The sequence below is a fragment of the Actinomadura sp. NPDC000600 genome (genome assembly GCF_040492135.1).
Classification (GTDB): domain Bacteria; phylum Actinomycetota; class Actinomycetes; order Streptosporangiales; family Streptosporangiaceae; genus Spirillospora.
In genome coordinates this window covers 34,653-57,152 of the sequence record NZ_JBEUPD010000023.1, presented here as the reverse complement: position 1 = coordinate 57,152, position 22,500 = coordinate 34,653, and the positions used below count along the sequence as shown (strand labels likewise).

The window sequence follows — 22,500 nt, the reverse complement described above, 5'->3', positions numbered from 1 at the left end:
CTGGGCCGTCTTCCCGGACCCTCGGACCCCTCGCCCGGTGACCGCTCGCGTGACGCTGCACTCGCCGGCGCTGACCAACGTGATCACGATCGACGACTTCCCGCTCGCGCACCCGTCCGTCCAGCCGCTGCAGGACGGCCGGGTCATGGCCGTGGGCGCCAGGGCCCGATGGCGCCAGGACGGTCCGGACCGCAATGCGATCATCTACTCCGCCGACGGGACCGCACTGGCCGCCGAAACCCTCGGGGACGGCATCGAGCACGTCTTCACCACCGGCACCGGCCACGTCTGGGTGGGCTACTTCGACGAAGGCGTCTACGGCAACTACGGCTGGGGCGGGCCCGACGGCCCGGCACCGATCGGCTCCTGCGGGCTCGCACGCTTCTCCCCGGACCTGGAGAACGACTGGCGGTTCCCCCACCCTCCGGACAACCCGTGGGGCGCGATCGGCGACTGCTATGCGCTCAACGTCGACGCGGACACCGCCTGGACGTGCTACTACACGCACTTCCCCATCGTCCGCGTCCACGACGGGACCCTCACCGGCTGGGACGGCGACGGCGAGGCCGCACATGTGCGCTCATCACCGACGGCTCACGCATCGCCCTCTACAGCGGACACGGCCCTGACCGCGACCGCCTGATCGCAGGCCGGCTGACCGACGACCAAATGCGGAGCACCGGAGAGTACCGAGTCGTACTCCCGAACGGGCGCGAACTTCCCAAGGAAGCGCGCGTCATCGGCCGCGGCCCCGACCTCCACGTCCTCACTTCCGCGGACTGGTACCGGCTCGACCTCAGCGACGTCCCAGCCGAACCATGACACCGCCGGGCAGCGCCCGACCAGATCATCCACTCAGGGACCGCAGGTAGGTCATGAGGGCCTTGCCGCGCGGGGAGAGGCGGTAACCGGTCTCCAGGCTTTCGGTGAGGCCGAGGGCTTTGAGGCGGCGGACGTCGGCCTTGAAAGGAAGTCTGTCGCGGCCCAGTTGTTCGGCCAGGTCCATGGCGCGCAGTCCGGGGTTCTCCTCGATGAGGCGGAGGACCTCGCGGGTCCAGGGGCCGCGGCGGCTGCGCGCGTCGATGCCGTCCAGGGAAGCTTTGAGGTCGGCCAATTCCTGGTCGGTCAGGTCGTCGTTCGCGGCCAGCTCGGCTCGGGGGTCGGGTCCGCCCAGATGGAGCATGACGCGGTGGTAGCCGCCCTCCTTGCGGCTCTTGGACAGGGCAGTGAGCAGCGCCGCACGACCGTCAAAACCCGAACGGAGGGCGTCCTCCTCCGTGATCTCCTCGGGGGCGACGGCCGTAACCGAGTCGATGACGATGATCCCCGCCCAGGTCCGCTGGGTGCTCCCCGCCCGGACCGGAGGCTTGCCCCACACCCGGAACACCCGATCAATCCGCCCACCCGTGATTCCCTCAAGAACCTCCCGCCGCAACAGCATCGTTCCCTCCCGGGGTTGCGCCTCTCCTTCTGCAACTTCATGCAGGGCACCCCATCGGTCATGCTAAGCGAGCTGCAGGAAGCCGACCGAGCAGGCACGAGGACAGGCCTGGGGGCATGCCGTTGTGGCATGCCCCCAGGCGGTGGACGGGCGAGTCAGGCCGCGTCCGGAATCTCTTCCGCCGCCGTGTCCTCGATCAGGTCGGGGATGTCCCGGACCCAGAGCCGGCCCTCGTCATTGACGCGGACCACCTCGACCTGCAGGAGCTCACCGAGCTCCACCTCGCCCAGGTTCAGATCCGCCCGTACCTCCGCGGACATCTGCGTGCAGTGCAGCATCGCGGTCGGCCCGCCGACCAGGCGCACCAGCGCGTAGCCGCCCGACCTGCCGTCCTCGGGGACGGTCTTGACCACCTCGGCGTCGTGCCGCTCGCCGACCCGCGGGCGACCCGCCGCGGCGTCGCGGCGGGGCCGGCGGGCGCCGCTCCCCGGCTGCCGGTCGGCGGCGCCGACCGGGCGGAGCTGGATCTTGCGGCCGGCGACGTCCAGCCGGACGACGCCCACCCGCAGATCCGTCCCGATGTCGACGGGCGGCAGCAACTTCTCCGGGACGAGCCCCTTCACCCCGTGGGCGACGAGGACGAACGCGCCGAGCCCCTCGACGATGTTGACGACCCGGCCGGTGAACGTGTGCCCCTCGGGGAACTCGTTCGCAAGCGAGTGCCAGGGGTTGGCCTGGCCCGCCAGCAGCGTGTACCTGGTGTAGCCGTCGACCGTCTCGAACGCGCCGTGCAGCACCTGGCCGACGCTGAACAGGTGGGTCATGTCCCCGACGATCCGGCCCCACTCGACGTCGGCGGCGCCGAGCACGCCGAGCCGGCCCTGGTCGGCCTCGACGACGACGTGCTCGCGGGTGCGGCTGACGACCCGGGCGGTGGCCGGGCGGACGCTGCCGGTCTCCATCGGGACGAGCTTGCGCTCGGCCGCCGTCTCGCCGCGCAGGATCTCGAGGCGGTTCTTCAGCTCGTCCTCCATCCGCGTCATGTCCTTCCAGAGCGGCGTGTACGAGACGTACCGCAGGCCCGGGAGGTCGGACGGCATGTCGTCCTTGCACTGCGTGACCGGGACGATCTTCTTGCCGAGCATGTACGCCCAGGCGAACTCGATCATGACGTTGCGGTGGGACCCGGTGAGGTCGGCCAGGACGATCGCGCCCTCCTGGAGGCCGCGCCAGACGCTCTCCAGCACCGTCTCGCCGCTGTAGAGCGAGTCGCCCCGGACCGGCGTCATGCCGAGCGAACGGATGAGCGGGGCGTAGTGGTCGTCATACTGCTCGTCGAAGTCGAAGACAACCGTCTCGCCCTGGTCGTCAACGAACTCCTTGCGGCCGTACGGCATGACCACGAAGACGTTGTCGTCGACGGGGCCGCGGTCGCGCTCCAGGCGCTCGAACGGGCTGCTCATGACCTGCTCCTTGACTCACCCGATCCCGAGTTGGATCGGGTTACCGGTCAATCTGCACCGGCGAAGCGCAGGTCTACAGAGTCCGGCCGTGAGATTGGGATGAGATTCGAACGGGCCCAGGAGGCCCGTCTCACCGTGGCCTCTCACCCCGGGCTCACAAACTCCTCGGAAGTCGGCGCACCGCCAGAAGTTTCATCTAACGTATTCAGTGTGAGCGGGGTCGAAGTGGAACCAATAGAACTCCTCATACTCGGCGAATTGACGCTGCGGCGGAACGGTACCGCCCTGAAGGCCCCGCAGGGCAAGGCGGCCGCGATCCTGCTCGCCCTCGCGCCGGCGGGTGACGCGGTGCCGGTCCGCGAGCTCCTGAAGGTGATCGCCACCGCTTCCGGGCCCCCGAGCGACAATGCGGTGCGGCAGCACGTGGGGACATTGCGCGGATCCGAAGTGCCCATTGTCGCCGGCCCGCGCGGGAAGGGCACTTACAGCCTGGACTTCGCGCGCTGCAGAGTGGACGCCCTGGAATTCGTCGCCGGCGTCGAAGCCGAAGAGCCGGTCGACGCGCTGCTCGCGCTTTGGCGCGGCCCGGTCGACGAGGCGATGTTCCGGTCGAAGACCTGGGCGCCGGTACGGAAAGCGCGCACGCGGCTGCTCCAGCGGATCGAGCGGCTGCCAGAGGCGGAGCGGGCGTCGCTCACCGAGCTGGCCCGGTTCGCGGCCCTGTTCCCAGACGACCCCGAGGTGCACCCCGTCCGGCCGTCCGGGCGCGGCAGCAAGCCGCTGCTGCTCGTCGTCGAGGACAACCCCGACATCATGCGCGAGATCTGCGAGCAGTTGTCCACCTACTACAGGCTCCTGCCGGTCACCGGCCTGAGGGAGTGGCGGACGCTGCTGGCGGAGCGGCCGGAGAGCCTGGACGGCGTCCAGGGCGCGCTGGTCGATCTGCATCTCACCAGCACCCTCGACGACCAGCGCGGCCTCCATGTGCTGAAGTACCTGCGCCAGAAGACCGACATCCTCGCCGCGCTGGTCACCGCGAACGCCATGGAGAGCAGCGACTACAGGAACCAGGAGCGCAAGGCCGAGTTCCGCCTCGTCGCCATCGTGAACAAGAAGGAGTCCGACTGGTGGAACGCGTTGGAGATCGCCGCCCAGCTGCTGGTCGGTGAGGGCGACGCGGAGCGGCGGCACCGGCTGGAGACCAGGCTGGAGACCGCGTACCGCTTCTTCCGCCGCGAGCACCAGAACAACGATGCCGGCCGACAGCTGGAGAGGTGCAAGGACGACTACGCCACCGTGATCGGGCTCGTGAAGGTGGGGCCGCTGGAGCGGGCGACCGCCGAGGTGGCTCGCTTCTGCAAGGCCTGGCCGTCCTTCGAGATCCGATGACGCGCGGTCCGGCGCGCCCTGGAGGCTGATCAGGACGGCCACCGGACCGGCAGCACGACCCTGGCGTGCGCACCACCGAGCTCGCTCACATCGGGCAGGAACTCAAGCTCGCCTCCGTAGTGCGCCAGCCATTCCCTGGACGTCCGCACGCCGGTGCCGCGGCCGCCCCAACCGCTGAACTGCCGTCCCTCCGCAAGCCGGCGGCGCGCGTCCTCGGCGATGCCCACGCCGCTGTCCTCGATGTCGATCCGGCAGGACGGCGGCCCGTCCGCCCGCTCCACGACGGTCATGGTGACCCGCAGGACACCGAACTCCCGCCCCGTCCTCTCGATCGAGAGGCGGGCGTTGTCGAAGAGGTTCAGGAAGGCGTGGCCGAGCAGCCAGGGGTTGGCCTCCACGCACAGATCCTCGCCGCCCGCCAGCTTGCAGTCCACGCCCGGGTTCAGCAGCTGGACCTGGCCGAGGTGGTCATCGAGCAGCTCGGCGAGGCGGAGCAGCCGCTGCGGTTCGGCGGCCCGCTGGTACATCGCGGAGATCGGCTCCAAGCCGTCCAGGATCTCGAGGGCGCGGGCCGTGTCGTCGCGCTTCAGCGCGCTGCGCACGGCGGCCTTCCAGTTGGCCACCCAGTGCCCGATCACCCGGACCACCGACTCGCCCAACTCCGCCCGGAACAGGGCGTTGGCGTCGAGCAGAGCGCGGTACTCCGCCTCGATGGCGGTCCGCGCCTCTGCCAGCGGCACGTAGCCGGGACGCTCCTCGGCGAGGAGGTCCCGCAGCCCGGAGGGCAGCCGGAGCAGGCCGCCGGGCGTTTCCTGGAACAGGCCGCTGCGGCACAGCCGGGACGCCGCGGCGGGGAGGTCGGTGAGGTCCGGGATCAGCGCCGCGTGCTCGGGACGCCCTGCCACCTCGATCCCGCCGCGCAGGTCCTTGAGGGTGAAGACGGGATCGTCGAAGGCGGCGGCGACGCGCAGCAGCATGAGGGCCGGCAGGTCGCCCGCGTGCGGCGCCAGGAGCCGTTCGCGGGCGGCGACCCGCCACCCGTCGTCCTCCCGCACGCCGTTCAGCGCCGCGACGTCGAGGTCCTGGTAGCGGCCGCGGCCCGGGACGGCGGGCGTCACCAGGGCATCCAGCAGCGGGACCAGCACCTCGGAGCGGCCGCCGCTGTCGTGGTGGACGGCGTCGGCGACCACGGCGTCGCCGGTCACCCCGAGCAGGTGCAGCACCCAGCCCAGCCGCGGCTCGTCGACCTGCGCCGGGGTTCCCGCGAGCAGGTCGGCGGGATCGAGCTGGGCGCCCAGCCTGCGCAGCACGTTGACGAGCCGGTCCGCGCTGCCGGCCGTGCCCGGGGCGGCCAGACGGAGCAGGAACGGGAGGTCGACGACCAGGGTGCCGACCGGCGGATCGGCCGGGGAGGTGACGCCCGTCACCAGCCAGACGACCGGGCCGTCCTCCGGCGGCTCGGGCGGCGGATCGGCGGGCCCGGCGATCCAGGTCCGCACCCCGCCCCGGCCGAGGAGCGGAAGCGGCGGGAACCTGCGGTCGTCGGGCAGGCAGACGCGGCTCAGGAAGCCGTTCCCCGCGGGGTCGACGGGGAACGGCAGCCGGTCGGCGCCGACGAGCTGCTGCAGGGCGCAGCACAGCCGTGCGGCGGTGTCCTCCGACGGCCGCGCGATGTGGTCGCGCAGGGCGGCGAGCAGCTGCCAGGCGTCGGCGTCACCCGCGGGCGGGCACCACTCGGGGAAGCCGCGCGGGGCGTCCGATCTGCCTTCGAAGTACCAGCCCAGCACGGCGGCGGCCGAGGACTCGTCGAACGGCCACACCTCCGCGAGCTGCGGCACCGTCCGCGGGCCCGGCGGGGGCTGCTGCGTCGGGTCCTGCTCCAGCAGTGTCGCCGCGGTGTCGAACTCGCGGGCCTCCGCGCACGCCTCCACGGACTTCAGCCAGTCGGCCGCCAGGTCCCGCGCCGGCTCGCCGAGTGCGGCGACCCGCTCCCGGGCCGCACGGGTGATCTCGTCTGCCCGGGCCCGCTCCGCGTCCCGCACCTGCCGCGCCAGGTCGCCCAGGACCGACTCGGCGGCGGGCCGGTGCTCGTCCGCTAGCTCGGCGAGCGCGTGCAGGTCGGCCCGGAGAACGGCACCCGCCCGCCTGGCGCGGCGGAGCAGCGCCTCGGCGGTGTGCCGCACCCGCGCCTTCGCCGTCGTCCGCTCCGTCCGGAGCCGCCGGACGATCCGCGCAGCGGCCTCGGGTGAGAGCTCCGCCTGCTCGCGGAGGGCGTCGGCCACCGCGTACCGCCCGTCCTCGATCAGCTGGACGGCGGTGTCCTCCGGTGCCAGCGGATCGACGAGCCCCGCGAGCAGCAGGCCGGGCAGGTCGTCCGGGACGTCCGCCTCATGCAGGGCGGCGGCCAGCGCGGGGTAGCGCCACCGGCCCTGCCAGCCGCGCAAGGCCGTGGCGAGGCCCGCCTCCGTGTCGGCCTCCCCGTCCGCACCGGCTCCGGCGGCACGCGACGGGGCCTCCCGACCGGCGATCAGCGAGTCCAGGTCGGCGAGGACCGCGCGGAGCGCCGCCTCGTCGTCCGGCGGGGCCTCCGCGAGGCCGGGCCGCAGGCGCCGGTAGGTCTCGGCGAGGGCTGCCGCGGCGGCGACCAGCTCGGGATGCGGCTCGTCGCCGTCCGGCCGCTCCGCCCGGCCTGCGGCGGTGAGCAGCGCCCTGGCGGCGGAGACCACCTCCGCGAGCCGCTTGACGTACTTGCCGCGGTAGGTCTTGCCGGTCAGCAGCTCGTTGCGGGGCGCGACCTCTCGCCAGGTCGTGTCGATGACGCGTCCGACCAGGTCTTCGGGGCGCTCCCGGGCGGGGAGCAGCTCCTCGGCGAGCCTTGCCAGCGCGGTGAGGTCCCGGCGGTTGACGGCGTCACCGATCTGGCCGAACGGGCCGGTGTCATTGAACAGGGCGGCATGGGTCTTCTTCGCCCCGTCGATGTTGACCGGCACGGGCTGGGCCTCCAGCAGCGCGAGATCGAGCCGGGACCAGCCGTCCGCCAGCTCGGCGGTGCGCTCCAGCTGCCCCGCCGCCCGGGCCATCAGCTCGGCGGTGGACGCGCCGACCGTCCTGGCCGTGTAGGCGTCGGCGGCCCCGGCCAGCTCCGCCCACGGCCCGCCGTCGTCGGACGCCAGGTACTCGGCCACGTCCGCGGCCATGGAGTCGCGGGACAGCAGCAGCTCGCCGACCGCGACGGCGAGCAGCACCCGCCGCTCGGCGGCGGTCAGGTCGTCGGCCGCGGCGGCGGTGTAGAGCGCGCCGGGGCCACCCGGCAGCCCGCGACGGCCCACCGCCTCGGTGATCGCCGCCCGCGGACCCGCCGCGTCGGCGGCTTCGCCGCGACCGGCGTCGGAGACGAGACGGCTCAGCACCGCGGCCTCGACGAACGCGCCGGCGCACCACAGGCTCCGCACCAGGCGGCGGCGGTGGCGGTGGGCCTCCTCCGGGGCGACGCCGTCCGCGTGCCCGGTGAGGCAGAAGGCGAGCGCCGACCTGATCTCCGGGCCTTCCCCCAGCTCGGTGAGGACGGGCAGTACGGACCAGGGGTCGTCCGACCGCTCCAGCTCGGCGCGCACGATCTCGCCCGGCCGCTGCTCGCCGGCGACCCGGTCGAGGACGCGGCGGGCCGCGTGGACCGCGCTCTCGCTGTGCCCCGCGATGTCCCGGCCCACCCGCGCCTCGGTCGTGACACGCGCCGGGGCGTCCGCCGAGAGCGCCGGTGCCGCGGCCGCCCCGTCCGTGCCGGGCGCCGCGGCCACTCCGGGCGGCTCGCCGCACAGCTCCGCCACCTGATCGGCGAGCGCCGCGCCGGTCACCCGGACGCTCAGTTCCGAGCGCTGCAGGTGCCGGCCGCCGAGACTGCCGAACCCCCCGTACGACAGGTAGTTGAAGCTGCCGACGACCACGTCGTCGTCCCAGACCAGCACCTTGGCGTGGCCCGTACCCGAGTGCAGCGTGAAGAGGCCGGGGTGGGCGGTGGCCAGCTCGGTGAGCGCGTCGAGCGCCGTCTGCCCGCGCTCGGCGCCGCCGCGCTCGTCGTAGCCGATGGTCACCGCGACGCCCCGGTCGAGCAGGCCGCGTACCGCGTCGATCAGGCGGGCGTTGACGACCTCGTCGCTGAGCTGGGCGGACGCGATGACGACCCGGCGGCGCGCGGAGTTCAGGGCGAGCCAGAGCAGTTCCCGGTGCTCGCCGTCCAGTACCGTCCGTGCCGACGGCCGGGGACGGCCGGACGGTCGGATCCGCAGCTGCTCGGTCTTGGCGACCCACGCGAGCTGCCATGCCTGGACGGCGGCCGGGTTCTCCTCGCCCTCCGGCGGCTCCTCCGGTACCGGCTCGTCCTCGGCGGCGGTCACCGCGGCGGGCGTGCCGCCGCCCGGGAACCTGTCCGCGCGGTGGAAGATGCTGCGGCTGATCGGGCCCGGCACGTTCGTGCGCACCCAGCCGAGCAGGTCCCGGACGGCCTCGCCGCCACCGCCCCCGGGCGTCCGCAGGAGCAGCCCGGTCTCGGGCTGCGCGCCGGTGGCCGACAGCACGTTGCGGGACGTCACCAGCGCGGCCCGGTCGTCGCAGATCACCAGCTTCGCGTGGGTGCGCGCGGACACCTGGGGTCGCAGCATCGGCGTCGTCCTGGAGTACCTGGTGAGGCTGTCGAGCGCGTTCTGCGCGTCCTCCGGGAGGGCGGCCTGGTGCGCGATGCCCCAGACGACCACCACCTGGACGCCGCGGTCCATGGCCCGGCGCAGCTGCGGCGTCACCTGCTGCAGGGCCGCGCGCGTGACCCACGGGCAGACGATGACCAGCTGCGTCTCCGCCTCGTCGATCAGCTGGCCGACCACGGCCAGATGGTCCCGACCGCCGTGGACGGGCTCCACGTCCACCTCCCGGGCCTCCCGCGCGGCGATCACCGCGGCGACGCGCCGGGCCTCGTCCGCCAGGCCCAGGTGCTCGTCGCGGCGCCGCGCCGCGGGCACCGCCCCGCAGCCGGCCGCCCGCTCGGCGAGCCGGTCGATCAGCTCCTCCAGCCCCGGCGGCTCGACCAGCTTCTCCTCGGCGGCCTCCCGCAGCCGGGCGACGAACGACTCGCGGGGGAACTCCTCGGCCAGCCGGGTCAGCCGCTCGGAGGCCAGCTCCCGCCGGTCGGCCGGGAACCGCGGGTCGACGACCGTGATGATCAGCCGGTCGCTGGCGGTGTTCAGCTCCGCGCGGACGTTGATCGGATACCACCGCTTGCCGCCGCCGGTCCGGCGGTCCCGTGCCGAGCTGCGGACCGACAGGATCCGGCGCTCGCGGTCCCGCCGCGCCGGTCCGCCGCGCTCGCGCGGCGCACCCGGCGCGGAGGCCGCGAGTTCGTCGTCCGCGTCGGCGCGGTTGCGGTTGCGCAGCCAGTTCTGGACGGCGGCGTGGATCTCGGTCTGGCCGGCGTCCGCCAGCGTCAGCCGGGCGGCGGTGTGCCGCACCGCGTACCGGGGGTCGCCGGGTGCCCGGGCGCCGCGTCTCGGCATGACGTAGCCGGTGAGCCGCTCCATCATCAGCTCGACGCGGCGTTCCTCGCTCTCCAGGCCGGCCATCTCGGCGAGACGCCCGGAGTCCAGCCGGTCCTGCGTCTCCCCGCTGAGGGCGATCGCGCCGCTCGTGAAGTCCACGGTGAGGTAGCCGGCCCGCCACAGGTCGTGCACCAGGTCGACGACGACCCGGTGGCCGAGGCCGAGCAGCTTGGTCAGGGACGGGACGTCCACCGGCCGCGGCCGCTCACCGGTCCCGTCCGGCAGCGCCGCCGCGGCGATCACCCGCAGCGCCGTCTCCTCCAGCGGCGACAGCGTGTCGCTGTACCCCAGCCTGACCCGCACCTGCCCGACCTCGCAGGGCAGGTAGAGAGTGGTGATCTCGCCGCTCACGAGGTCACCGCCTCGGCCGCGGGCAGGACCGTCCCGTAGAGCCGGACGGCGGTGCACAGCCGCCCCCAGAACGGGTTCTGCTCCTCGTCGCCGGCCGTCCGGTAGGCGTTCCGGTCGACCTCGGCGAAGTGCCGGTGGTTGCCGATGATGACGAGCAGCCCGCGTGCCCGGGACATCATCACGTTGATCAGGTTCTGCTGGGTGAGATGCCCGAGGCTGCTCCACGGCACCCCCGGCGGGCCGTGCCGCTGGTCCCGGACGAGCGACACGATCACGATGTCGGCCTCCCGGCCCTGGAACGCGTGGATCGTCGAGACGTGGTCGCGCAGCACGTCGTACTGCTTCAGCAGCTTGGTTTGCTGCCGGTAGGGGGTGAGCACCGCCAGCGGATGCGTTCCGTAGCCGTGCTGGTTCGGCACCGGGGGCGGATCGAGCCGCTCCACCAGTGCGGCCGCCAGCCGCGCCTCGCCCGCGTTCGTCCAGCGCGGCATGTCGCTGCAGTCCGGGACGCCGTCGGTGTCGAGCCAGACCACCGACTCCCCGGCCAGCGTGTACGGGACCCGGATCGGCAGCGGCGGCACCGAGCGCCCGGTGCGCAGCCGGCCTGGCGGCAGGCCGTCGGGCATGATCCGGTCCGAGGCCGGATAGAACACCCGGCTCACCACCTCGGCGATGGGCTTGCGCATCCGGAACTGGGTGACGAGCCGCCGGAGCGGCAGGCGCTCCTGCTCCTTCACCGTCGTGGCCGGGTTCTCCAGCACGCGGAACAGGCGGCGGAACGTGTCGAAGGCGTCCAGGTAGAGGCCGCGCTGCTCGCCCAGCGCGGCCAGCTCCGGTGAGGGGTCGCCCGCACAGTCCGCCAGGAACCGCTCGAAGTCGCTGCGGCGGTGCGCGCCGAGCTGCCGGTGGTCCCCGATGAGCGTCCACGCGGTGCCGCAGGCCAGCGGCATGGCCAGCTCGGTGGGCCACGCCTTGGCGGCCTCCTCCACGATCACCCATTCGAACCGGCTGCGGGTGCCGCCCGGCATCACGGCCTCCTCGGTGGCGGTCGCGCAGGTCGCGAACACCAGGTTGGCCGCGCGTTCCAGGCGGTCGCCGAGCTCCGGCAGGACGTTCTCGCCGCTGCGCTCGTCGAGCAGGCCCCGCCACCGGACGAGCACGTCTTGCAGCTCCCGGTTGCGCAGCCGCCCGCCGAGGACCTCGTCCACCCGCTCGCGGACCCGGCGGGCGAGGCGCACCGCCAGCATCTCCCGCGTCCACGGGCGGATCTGGGTGTTCGGCGGGGTGCCGCTGTGCGAGGTGATCCGCAGCGCGGGGACGTCCATCCGCTCGGTCGGCCGGCCGTCCTGGTCGAGCTCGCCCATCCGGGTCAGGATGCGCTGCGCGAGGTTGTCCAGCGCGAAGCCGGACTGCGCGGAGACCAGCACCCGGGACGCGGGCTCCGCCTTCAGGTACGCCGCGACGGCCTCGGCGACGACCGTCGTCTTCCCGGTGCCCGGCGGGCCCTGGACGGCGTAGAACGGCCGGTAACTGAGCATGTCCCGGACGATCGCGGGCCCGTCCTCGCCCTCCAGCCGGGCGCCCGCCGTACGCCAGCGATGCGGCAGCGTCTTGATGGACCGCGGGTCGCGCAGCTGGGCCAGCAGCCCGCGCGCCCGGACGAGGTCCAGCCGGGCGAGCGCCTGCCGGGTCAGCGCCGTGCGCGTCCCCGTGTCGCTGAGCGGCCGGATCCACCCTCGTTCGGGCATGTGCCCGGTGCCCTGCGCGGAACGGCGGAGGATGACCCGGTCGTCGCCGGCGCGCTCCTGAACGATCGTCCAGACGGACCGTTCGGGCGGAAAGCTGGCCCGGCCGTCGATATCCTCACCGATCTCCACGAGCGCCTCGCCCTCGTCGTCCTCCAGGTGCTGGAAGAAGTCGCCCAGCGAGGGCCGCAGCCACGGCGAGTCGGCGAACTTGGTGAGCAGCGAGTCGTTGTAGATGAGCTTCTTCTCTCGCTCCGGCTCCCAATCCACGGTGACCTGGCCGCCGTTCGTCTCACCCTTGGCGAAGGCGTACGTCCGCGCCTGCAGCTCGACACCCTGGTAGCGCAGCAGCAGGTCGAGCGCGTTGCCGTACTCCTGGTCCTCGGCCGCCTCGGACGAGGCGGGGGAGAGCTGGTCGCGCAGCGGCCTCCAGGACGGCCGCCCGGCCAGCGCGGCGTCCATCACCGCGTCCGCGACGTTGATGGCGACGATGTCGACGGCCGGGACGTCGATGAGCACCGCCGACTGGACGAGGTCGTCCAGGGCCCGCCGGGCGGCGCCCGACTCCCGCTGCGCGACGTACTTGATGATCAGCGCCTCGTCGAGCGGATCGCCGAACCCGCCCCAGGTCTTGCGCCGGTACGGTTGGCAGAACCACGCGGCCTGCCGGCCGAGCAGCACCGTATGGGAGTTGCGCTTGTCCTGCGGGTCACCGCCGCGTACGAACGGCGCGGCGCCCAGCGGCGAATGCAGGAGCTGGGCGTTGGCGAGCTCGTCCGCCATGAAGGCGGCGATCTCCTCGCGGCCCTGGTCGGTGTCGGCGCCGTGCGTGATCCAGCGCCACTGCTTGAGGTTGGTCGCGGCCTCCTTGGGGTTGTCCACGATGAGGAACGGCTTGTCCTGGTAGCCGTCGGCCAGCGAGCGCCGGAGGGCGTCGAGGTCCTCCCAGAGCCGCAGGTGGACGTCCGCCGCCGTGGGGCGGGCACGCGGGTCCGGGTCCAGCATCGCGGCGAGCAGCTTCGCCAGCCTGCCGGGGAGGCGGGAGTCCAGCGCGTCCACCATCCGCCTGTTCAGCTCGGCGTGGCGGGCCCGGACGGGCTCGGGCAGCGGCTCGGCGGTCAGCAGCGCGGGATCGCAGAACCAGTCCCACACGGTGGCGGCCAGGCTGAACACGTCGGAGGTGAACTCCTCCAGCATCGGAGCGGGGTCCCCGTCCGGGTAGAGGAAGCTCAGTCGCTCGGGTGGCTGGCACGCCAGCATCCGCAGGTCCGGCTCGGTGCCGTCCCCCACGAACAAGGCCCGCAGCTCAGGGAGGTCGACGTCCGAGTCCAGGGTGCGGCGCAGCAGGTTGCCGATCAGCGAGCTCATCTCGAAGCGGGCGATCCACAAGCTTGGCCGGTCCCCGGACAGGTCGGCCAGGATCGAGGACGGCCCGAGGCAGCGGTGCTGAACCCCGAGGTCGTGCAGTTCCATTAGGGCCTCGGCGAGCCGCATGAACTGCATGACCGCGAACATCGGATCGGCGCGCATGGCGTCGGCCGCGCCCGCGTCCGCGAGGGTGTGGTCAGAGCCGCGGGTGGCCACGAGCGCGATGCCCTTGGTGCCGACCCCGGCCTTGGCGGTGGACTCCGGCTCCTCGTAGCCCCCGTCCAGGAACTGCGGCAGGGCGGGCAGGGCGGACGCGCCGAGCCGGAGCAGGACGCGCACCTCCTGCTCCCATAGGAGCCCGCCGACACCGACGAGGCCCGCGTAGACGTGCAGGTCGGCGGGGCGGCCCTGGCCGTCCACCAGCCGGTAGCGGCGCAGCCGGCCGGCGATCAGGTCAGTGCCCTCCAGCCCACCGGGGCTCAACCGAAATGGCCCGTATTTCGCGGTCGCGGGATCGACGCACAGATAGTGGACGAGGCGATCGACGTCATCACCAGGGTTCACGCGGCTCCCTCCACTCGCCTCCATGGTGGTCGACCGCATCTGACCGGATCGCCCGCTGGCCGAATAAGGTCATCGACGGGAGGGGAGTGCACCGAGGCAAAGTGACCTCAGAGGACATCGAACGTACGGCTCAGGCTGTGAAACCTCATCGAGTTCCGCGACCTCTGCCGCTACGTAGCGGGTCCAGGCCCAGGCGCTGAGCCTCGGGATATGACCGCGGATGCCTTTGAGGCATGTCCTTCGACCGCACCGACTTCGGCCATGAGTGTCCGTGACATAGTGAGAACGGCCGCCGGCCGCCGAAAGGTGCTCGCGGCCCTGGCAAGATCGACCATATCGTCCCGCCGTGCTGGCACGTGCGATCCGGATTCACAGGCTCACGAGACGACGAGGAGGTTGCGGTGCCGCTGGAAATCGGATTGTGGCGTGTCGACGACGAGCCGGTAAAGGTCCCCATGGCGTCGATGCCGTTGGAGTCGCGCCTTGAAGCGCTGATCGAAGCCGACCCGAGCATACTCGGCCTACCGCTATTGCTCATCGGCCGCCAGGTTCCCACGGCCTACGGCACCTTCATCGACCTGCTGGGAATCGACGCGGAAGGCACGCTGCACGTACTGGAACTCAAGCGAGACCGCACACCCCGCGAGGTCGTCGCGCAGGTGATGGACTACGGCTCCTGGGTACAGGGCCTTACCAACGAGGAGGTCCGCGCGATCTACACCCAGTACATGCAGGCCCGAGGCGAGGCCACCGAACTGGACCAGGCTTTCGCCGAATGCTTCGACTCCGGCCCTCCAGATGCCTTGAACACCGCCCATACCCTGACCGTGATGGCCAGTGACATCGACGCTGCGACTGAACGGATCGTGACGTACTTGGCTTCGGAGTACCAGGTACCGGTCAACGTGCTGTTCTTCCGCTACTTCGAAGATCAGGGCCACAAATACCTGGCGCGGACCTGGCTGATGGACGAGGCGAGAATGGCCGCTCCGGCGACGGGGCCCAAGAGCCAGAACAAGAAGGAGCCTTGGAACGGGCAGGACTGGTACGTCTCCTTCGGCGAAGAGGAAGGTATCCGGGACTGGTCGGATGCCCGTCGCTACGGCTTCGTATCCGCCGGCGGCGGGGATTGGTTCTCTCGAACTCTGCGTGCCCTCAAACCGGGCGCGAGAGTGTTCGTGTACATTCCCAAGGTGGGATACGTCGGTGTCGGCACGGTCTCACAGGAAGCCCAACCCTATGAGGATGCCGAACTGTTTGTTGGTGGTGTCCCGCAAAAGATGGCCGACCTTGACCTGGCCGGCGGCTACCGCCATGACCTGCCAGAAGACGGACAGGATCGCCGTGAATGGGTCGTCGCCGTGGATTGGCAGGCGACCGTTCCTCGCGATCAAGCGCTCTGGAAAACTGGTATGTTCGCCAATCAGAACTCTGCGTGCAAACTCCGGGCCCGCTTCACCCTGGACGAGGCCACCCGCTACTTCAAGATCGACGCCTAGTTCCCAGCGGCATTTCCGCGCGGCGCGGAAACTGACCGACGACGAGAATACCGGGTCGCGCGTCCGGACGGGCAGGAACTCCCCGGCGATGCGCGCGTCACGGTATGCGGCCCCGGCCTGCGCATCCTCACGTCTGCGGACTGGTACTGGGTCAGCGGAGGGGAGGTGCGGCCTGCTGGGCGAGGCCCAAGGCGTACTCGGGCCACCAGGCACCGGCCGCCGGATCGACCACGCCGTACTCGGGGTCCTCCGGCCCGGCGGTGCCGCGGGTGCAATGGCCGTCGGATTCGCCGGGACGCTTGATCCAGAGGAAGGCGTCGACCAGGGGATCGCCGGTGCGGGTCGAGGGCCGGGCGCCCAGGCCGCGGCCCGGCGGGTTGCACCAGACCTGGGGGTCGGTGTATTTGTCCGCCGGCGGCGTCCAGGGTCCCTGGCCGTTGCGGCTGGTGTCCAGGACGAAGTGTGTGAGCCCGCGCGGATCGTCGGGGACGGTGGCCAGGTCGGTGTCGGAGCAAGTGGTCGCGCCCGTCTTCTGGCGGAAGCGCAGGCACTTGGACAGTCTGATGCCGTACGAGACCAACTCGTCGGTGCTGCGGTAGTTGGAGACGTTCAGCGCGAAGCCGTCGGCCTTGGCGATGCCGCCCTTGAGCAGGCGGCCGGCCATGCCGAGCTGGGCGCGCGGTTCGCCGTATCCGGCGTCGTAGTCGTTGAGCGGCTGCCAGTCGGAGTGGCCGGAGTCCACATAGACGCCGGTGCGCGGCAGCCGCTGCAGGGCGCCGATGGCGTAGTTGATCTCGCGGAAGCGTTCGTCGACCCGGGCCGGGTCCTCCGGCGTTCCGGTGGTCCCTCCACCGCCCTCGTTGCACCACGGCTCGCTGGGCAGCAGCGCCAGCCCGTCGGGCTCGACGATCACCACGGACCGGCCGCCGCCGATCCCCTTGGCGAAGGCGTCGATCCAGGCGCGGTAGGCCGCCTCGCTCGGCGCGCCACCCGCCGAGTACTGCGAGCAGTCCCGGCCCGGTACGTAGTACGCGACCAGCACCGGAACGGCGTGCTGCTTGGCGGCCCTGACCATCGTCTGCCGCACCGCCGTCCGCACCTCGGCGGGGGTGCCGCCGGTGAACCAGATCGCCTGCGAGACCTTGGACAGGGCCCGCATGTGCGCCGCGTCGGCTTCGCGCCCCGCGGCCGCCCAGACGTCAGCCTGTCGCCCGGCGTTGGTCGTGGGCTCGACATAGAACCTGGCCTTCCCGGCCAGCGGATCGTCGTGCCCCAACGCCTGCGCCGGCTGGGCGAGAAGCGCGACGATGCTCGTCGTGGCGGCGGCGAGGATCCCGATGCCTCGTCTCATCCGGTACTCCAGACTCTCGGGGTGGTGGAGGAGGCGCACCCATGAGAACCGCTGACGTATCAGGCCATGCGGGACGAGTGAGGCTGACGTGGGAGCGCTCCCATGAAGGAGTCTGAGCAGGCTCCGAAGATCCGTCAAGACCCAACATCCCGACGATCGTCCGATCGTCCCTGCGCGGTGGCGCTGCCAGCGCGTCAGCGTCGTTGACCCAACCCCTACCCGCGTCAAGGCGTTCAGCGGCCGTCAGTGACCGTGCCCGCCTACCCGCCGCGACAGACGGGCCACCAGACCGCCCCACACCAGAAACACCGACGAGAACCTCATCGAACGACGCCATGACGGTGGACAAGCCGCTGGCGAATCCGCTTCAGATGATATCGCCTCCGTGGGCAATAGGTCGACTGAACGCCGCGCAGGAACTCATTCATAGTCGAGCGACTGCCAATTAGCGACCGAAGTCGAAGAAAGGGTCACCCTCCGGAAGTGGGTGTGGTTGCGGCAGGGGTTCCTGGTGTGCGGATGGGATTGGTGGCTCTTCGTGTACTCGAAAGGTGTCTTGGTCGATGGAGTCGGATTCCCTGCGGACGGCCTCGGCCAACTCGGCGTTCGGCCATCTCGTCGTGGAGTCCCAGGTGCACTGAGCGAATTGTGCCAGCACGCGGCGTGGGTAAATCGATCCGGAATTGTATTGCAGGAGGGCGCCAGTGAAATCCGTCCCGGTGAGGTCGGCGCCGGTGAAAACGGCTCCCACCAGGTGGGCGCCGATGAACTTGGCCCGTACGAGCCTGGCGCCATTGAAGCACCAGGCGCCGACCTCGGGGGCGCCGCTGAGATAGGCACCGGTCAGGTCGGCATCGGTGAGGTCGGCACCGATGAAATCGCCGACGATGCCGAAGTCGGCGTCGCGTAGATCCGCGCCGATGAGTTTGGCGCCGGTGAACTGGGCTCCCGCGCTCGCGGTCCGGGCCGGTTCGGCCCAGGAGAGATCGGCATGGCGCAGATCGGCTCCGCTGAGGTCGGCGCCTCTGAGATCGGTGCCCTCGGGGAACCGGACGCCCCGCAGGTCGGCCCCACGCAAGTCCTTGCCGACGAGTTGAGCGACGGCCTCGGCACTGCTGTCATCGATCAGTTCCGCCAGGTTCTCCGGTGAACCGGACGGTCGACTTTTCCCTGTCCACTCCACGGTGATGGCGTCGTCGGGGACGACCCTTCCGTGCAGCGCATACAGATGGAAACCGTCGCGGTAGCGTAGCGCCGGACCTGTGCGGCAGTGCAGGACCAAGGGGTCTTCCCCGAGCCTTGGCGAGGTGGCGAGACGGACCTGGGTGGGACGCTCGCACACCAGGCATACTTTCTCGAAGGGCCACCAGCCACCGCAGGACTGGATGAGTTCTTTCCACAGCGCCAGCCTGTGATTCCACGCCTCCCGGCGTCGTTTTCGGAAGAACCATCCGCCCTTCTTTCCTTCCTGACCGCTGAGCAGGGTCAGGAGGAACTCGCCCGGATCCGGCACACCGTGGGCGGCCGCGATCGCCTGGGGCTCTGGCGCGCCGAACTCACTCCAGTTCCAATCGGGATCCCCGCGGGGTGAGTCGATCCACACCAGCTGAGGCTGCGGCGCGCCGACCAGTTCATACAACCCGCGGACTGCCGCCTCGGCGGCGGACCGGTCGGCCGGTTCAGTGGATTGCCGTCCCGCCCAATCAGGTAGGCGAGCGGCCAGCCGGGCGATTTCAAGGCCGGCAATGTCCGGGTGGACATAGATCTCGGTGTTGAACGGGCGAGGCAGCGCCATACTCGCTCTCTATCACGGGACGCGCCACGCATCCAGGCCCGAGCCGATGCGGCCTCAGTCAGTCGGACGCTCCTAGCGGTACCGCCCATTTCCGGCAGACCAGAACCATCATTTGCGCATTTGCGTGCACCATCGAATCGTGGTGGCACCCGGTTTCCGGTCCCTGGCTCACACCGCTCGTCGGCAACAGCGAGCGGCCAGCGGCAGATGAGGTAGTGCGGCTGCGGTGGCGATGTCTAGAGTCTGCGTCGTGACTGACACTGGAGTCGACACCGACAAGCGCGTTGCCGAGGCGTGGGCGCGGATCGAGACCGGCCTGAGTCGCGTCCTGCCGGCTTCCCTACGGCAGTTCAATGCGCAGGCCACGGTACAGGCAATCGATGCGGTGGAGGCCGACTTGGCCATACCACTGCCCCAGGATTTCCGCGCTAGTCTGCGAATTCACAACGGAACCGGCCCCGGCGCGACACTGCTGCCCCCTGAGCCCAGCCCGGTACCGCTGACTTGCCTCTGCGACACTAACGAGATCATCGAAATGACCCGGATGTGGCGCGACAACTATCATCCGGAGCCGGACTGGGACGATCCTCAAGTCTGGGCATACCTGGTCGACACGAAGATGCTCTGGCTGAACGGGCCGGTACGGCCGATCATCGGTTCGCCCGGCGCAGTGGTCGTCGGCGACATGAACGGCGACGTGCAGTGGCTGCTCGACTTTGATCCGGCCCCTGGGGGAACGCCCGGACAAGTGGTTCGGGTTGACGTCGAATGCGCCTCATGGGACGTGCTGGCTCCGTCCTGGACGCAGTTGCTCGTCCGCTACGCCGAAGATCTGGAACTGTACGCCGCTGATCCTGATAACTCGACTCTGGAGATCGGTCACCTCGGACCGGCCTGCGAATGGGGCAGCACGCCGACGGACTCTTGGGGGAGGCGTCCCGCATGGCTCCAGGACGTTCAGCCTCGCAGTCCGTACTCGACATGACAGCCCCGCACAACGTCCTCACGGCCGAGTGCGCCCTGCCATCGGCATGAGCACGCGATCGTAGCGGGCGGCTCAAGTCCTGCAGGCGCTACCGAAACTGCGACCACCTATGCCACAGGTCCTGACCGCTGGACGACTCATGCTCCCACGACCGAGGTCGCGAGGCTGGCCTGGGCGGACACCGACCTCCAGGGCGCGGGGCTGCGTCCCCAGTGGATCTCCACACGGTCAGAGGACCTGATCAAGAAGAACGGACTCGTCCAGGACAACCGCACCACCGAGGGCTGCTCCATCGACAGGATCGCCCGTCATCACCGGATCTCCGTCCGAACCGTCCAGGCGGCGACCGGAGTTAGCCCTTGCCGCCGACCCGCTTCCACGACCTCCGGCACGGAGCCGCAACGCTCGCCCTGCTCGGCAACGTCAACATGAAAGTGATCAGAAAGGCTCTCGGCTCCGAGGTGTCCTGGGCAGCGGCCGAAGCGGTGGCTGCCGTTGTTCCTCGTGACCGCAGCCGAGACCATCCGACGACACCAACGTGATCTCATTCGCGGAGCACGGCAACCGGGGCGGCCAACACGCAGGGTAACCATGGCCGGGACGGCCGGCCCCCGCATCGTCCGCGGGCAAGAGCACTTCACCGGCATCCCGTGCACGCCGGGCCGGGGAAAAACGGACACCTGGAACGCGACAGGGACTCCGTTCAAGATCGCAATCTTGGACGAAGTCCCTGGTCAGAGGAGCGGAGGATCGGGGATTTGAACCCCGGATGGGCTTGCACCCAAACCGCATTAGCAGTTCCCTTTTTGGCGTGCTATGTGATGATTCGCCATCCCAGCGAATTCACGTTCCCGCAGGTCAGCACCCACATGATGCACCTTCAGCCGCCGTGATCCATTACAGTCCGTGCGCACCCTGTGCTCACCAACCGTCAAGGAACCCGAGAAGGGTAGACCCGTCATCTGAGCACTCACCGTAATTATCGGGCCGACTTCTGTGGCCAGCCGCCACTTGCCCTACCGCAGGCGGCTCGACAGACTGTCGGATCGGCAGCATGAGACCGCCTCCTGGGACGGCAGCGGGTGGTGCGGATTCAGGGATACACGGTGCGGCGGCTCGCCAGGCCTCAAACATCCGAGCCCCTGGCGTCGGCAGACGCGGACGTTACCTCTCGATGCCAGAGGCGTTCTGAGCAACTGCGCTCGTCGTAGCTTCCCGCGACGCGTGGGGAAACCACAGCGCGATCAAGGCTGGCCTGTGCCACCACAATGGAGCGGGAGAGCGCCCAGGGCCCCCTCATCGCCGTCGGCTTCTTCTGCGGCCTCGCCACGCGGGACCCGAAAACGTATGAATATAGGTGTCGAGTAGTCCGTGGTCGCGTCCGTATCGAAGCCTCACGGGCCGGGCCAGTGTTGCCATGTCGATGCGCCGGAGAGCTGCCCCCGACGTCAAGGAGTCCCGGATGTCCTTCGCTGAGCACATCGCGCCGATCTTCCGCGGGGCCATGGAGATCCTGCGGGAGGAGGGGCGACCGCTGAAGCCCGCCGAGGTGCGAGATGCGGTCGCAGCCCGGGTCACCATCGATCCAGAGCATGAGGAGCTTAACGCGCATGGGCAGATTCGCTGGCATGCACAGCTGGGGTTCCGTACCGGGGAGGCGGCGTCGATCGGCTGGATGACTAAGAGAAACGGTTGGGCGATCACTGAGACCGGGATCCAGGCCCTCAAGGACTTTCCGGGCGACGAGCTTTATCGAGAGTTGGGGCGCCAGTACCGTTCCCGGCGCCAGGCGAACGAGACCAGGACCTATATCGATCCTCGCTGGAAGCGGGTGCGCGAGGCGCTGGCCCAGGTGGCGCCCGGATCTTGGACGACCTACGGAGACCTCGCCGAGTTGGTGGGCATGGCGGCCCAGTCGGTGGGCGGATTTATGGCCGAGTCGGGGGCGCCGGGTGCGCACCGGGTTCTGCAGGCTAGCGGCAAGATCTCGCCAGCATTCCGCTGGCCGGATCCGGAGCGGACCGATGACCCTCGGGACGTCCTGCAGCAAGAGGGACTCAAGTTCGACGAGGCCGGCCGCGCGGATCGTACAAAGCGGATCACCGTTGACGACTTCCGGAGGATGTTCCCGGACGCGAAGGTGCCCGCACCTCTCCCTGATACTGAGGAGGATCCCGGGCTTCCTGCCCCGTTCGACCAGTTCCAGCGGAACATCAGCTATGCACGCCAACTTATCCAGGGAGGCCAGAACCTGGAACACCTCAAGGTTGGCGCCTTCGATGTCACCGACCTTTACCGAGCGGCCTGGAGCCAGGCCGTTGCCGCGATCGATCACTGGGTCACCCGGGAGATCGTCGATCGAGGCGTCGTTCTCGCGCTGCGTCCCGGCGCACCACGGCCTGCCTCGAGCGCCGTCTGGTCATGCGCAGGCATGTCCTCACCGCATTCGGGCAACTGATCGAAGTTTGCGCGGCCGTCACGCCTGCGATCGCGGTGAGCGATCTGGGGTTGCACATCTGGCAGCGGAAACGCAATTACCGGCACCCGCTTCGCGGTGAGCTCACGCGGGTGGCCACTTACCGCCTCGGCGCGTCACCGGCGACTCGAAGGATTCGTCCGACGCGGGGTGTCGGCGTTGTGGGGCTATGTTGGAAGCTCGATCAGGAAGTGAGCGTCGATGTGGCGAGCCTTGCCCGAGATCTGGTGGACGAGGGCGCATTCACCTCATTCCGGGCACAGGAGGGTGCGGATGCCGTGATGGGGTTTAGTTGGGAGGAGTTCCAGCGCTACCGCCATCGCGGCGCGGTCTTCGCCACCCCGATCAGAAACGGTAGGTCCAGGTTCGTCGGCTGCGTCAGCTTCGATGTCTCGCATGGCTACGATGGCCTCAATGTGCAACGCATCTGGCATATTCTCAATTCATTGAGCTTCGTGGTGGGAGAGGATGGGTTCGAGAATGTCTGA

Annotated in this window: 12 protein-coding genes; 6 read left to right on the top strand and 6 right to left on the bottom strand. The window is 70.3% G+C overall.

The window, feature by feature from the left end:
• Window positions 1-37: 37 nt before the first annotated feature.
• On the top strand, window positions 38-643 hold the full coding sequence (locus ABWI07_RS28855) for a hypothetical protein (protein ID WP_353820388.1): 606 nt from the start codon (window positions 38-40) through the stop codon (window positions 641-643).
• Between the two features lie 204 nt (window positions 644-847).
• Here the strand turns inward: ABWI07_RS28855 and ABWI07_RS28850 are convergent, their stop codons facing one another.
• Window positions 848-1,387, bottom strand: coding sequence for an ASCH domain-containing protein (locus tag ABWI07_RS28850; protein ID WP_353820387.1), 540 nt, complete (start codon window positions 1,385-1,387; stop codon window positions 848-850).
• A gap of 209 nt (window positions 1,388-1,596) precedes the next feature.
• Entirely contained in the window at window positions 1,597-2,904 is a 1,308-nt protein-coding gene (locus tag ABWI07_RS28845; protein WP_149260570.1) for a hypothetical protein, read from the bottom strand.
• Window positions 2,905-3,162: 258 nt separating this feature from the next.
• Here ABWI07_RS28845 and ABWI07_RS28840 point away from each other — a divergent pair, with 258 nt between their 5' ends.
• Entirely contained in the window at window positions 3,163-4,293 is a 1,131-nt protein-coding gene (locus tag ABWI07_RS28840; protein ID WP_149260569.1) for a response regulator, read from the top strand.
• Between the two features lie 29 nt (window positions 4,294-4,322).
• On the opposite strand, the gene ABWI07_RS28835 is transcribed toward ABWI07_RS28840, so the two are convergent.
• Together ABWI07_RS28835 and ABWI07_RS28830 are read right to left on the bottom strand one after the other, a co-directional pair.
• On the bottom strand, window positions 4,323-10,229 hold the full coding sequence (locus ABWI07_RS28835) for an ATP-binding protein (protein WP_353820386.1): 5,907 nt from the start codon (window positions 10,227-10,229) through the stop codon (window positions 4,323-4,325).
• Window positions 10,226-13,906 (bottom strand): AAA domain-containing protein, encoded by a 3,681-nt coding sequence (locus tag ABWI07_RS28830; protein WP_149260567.1) that lies wholly within the window; start codon window positions 13,904-13,906, stop codon window positions 10,226-10,228. Before ABWI07_RS28830 ends, ABWI07_RS28835 begins: the two co-directional genes overlap by 4 nt.
• 401 nt (window positions 13,907-14,307) lie before the next feature.
• Between ABWI07_RS28830 and ABWI07_RS28825 the strand changes: the two genes are divergently transcribed.
• Window positions 14,308-15,405 (top strand): endonuclease NucS domain-containing protein, encoded by a 1,098-nt coding sequence (locus ABWI07_RS28825; protein ID WP_353820385.1) that lies wholly within the window; start codon window positions 14,308-14,310, stop codon window positions 15,403-15,405.
• Between the two features lie 151 nt (window positions 15,406-15,556).
• On the opposite strand, the gene ABWI07_RS28820 is transcribed toward ABWI07_RS28825, so the two are convergent.
• Complete coding sequence (locus ABWI07_RS28820) at window positions 15,557-16,756, bottom strand: glycoside hydrolase family 6 protein (protein WP_353820384.1); 1,200 nt, start codon at window positions 16,754-16,756, stop codon at window positions 15,557-15,559.
• A gap of 445 nt (window positions 16,757-17,201) precedes the next feature.
• Window positions 17,202-18,551, bottom strand: a complete 1,350-nt coding sequence (locus ABWI07_RS28815; protein WP_353820383.1) for a pentapeptide repeat-containing protein — start codon at window positions 18,549-18,551, stop codon at window positions 17,202-17,204.
• A 250-nt stretch (window positions 18,552-18,801) separates the two neighbouring features.
• Between ABWI07_RS28815 and ABWI07_RS28810 the strand changes: the two genes are divergently transcribed.
• From ABWI07_RS28810 to ABWI07_RS28800, 3 genes are all read left to right on the top strand, one after another.
• Window positions 18,802-19,536 carry an SMI1/KNR4 family protein gene (locus tag ABWI07_RS28810; RefSeq protein ID WP_353820382.1) on the top strand — a complete coding sequence of 245 codons (735 nt, stop codon included), beginning with the start codon at window positions 18,802-18,804 and terminating at the stop codon, window positions 19,534-19,536.
• A gap of 1,462 nt (window positions 19,537-20,998) precedes the next feature.
• The gene (locus ABWI07_RS28805; protein WP_353820381.1) at window positions 20,999-21,994 is read left to right on the top strand and encodes an MGMT family protein; all 996 of its coding nucleotides are present in this window, start codon (window positions 20,999-21,001) and stop codon (window positions 21,992-21,994) included.
• Window positions 21,958-22,500 (top strand): hypothetical protein, encoded by a 543-nt coding sequence (locus ABWI07_RS28800; RefSeq protein ID WP_353820379.1) that lies wholly within the window; start codon window positions 21,958-21,960, stop codon window positions 22,498-22,500. Before ABWI07_RS28805 ends, ABWI07_RS28800 begins: the two co-directional genes overlap by 37 nt.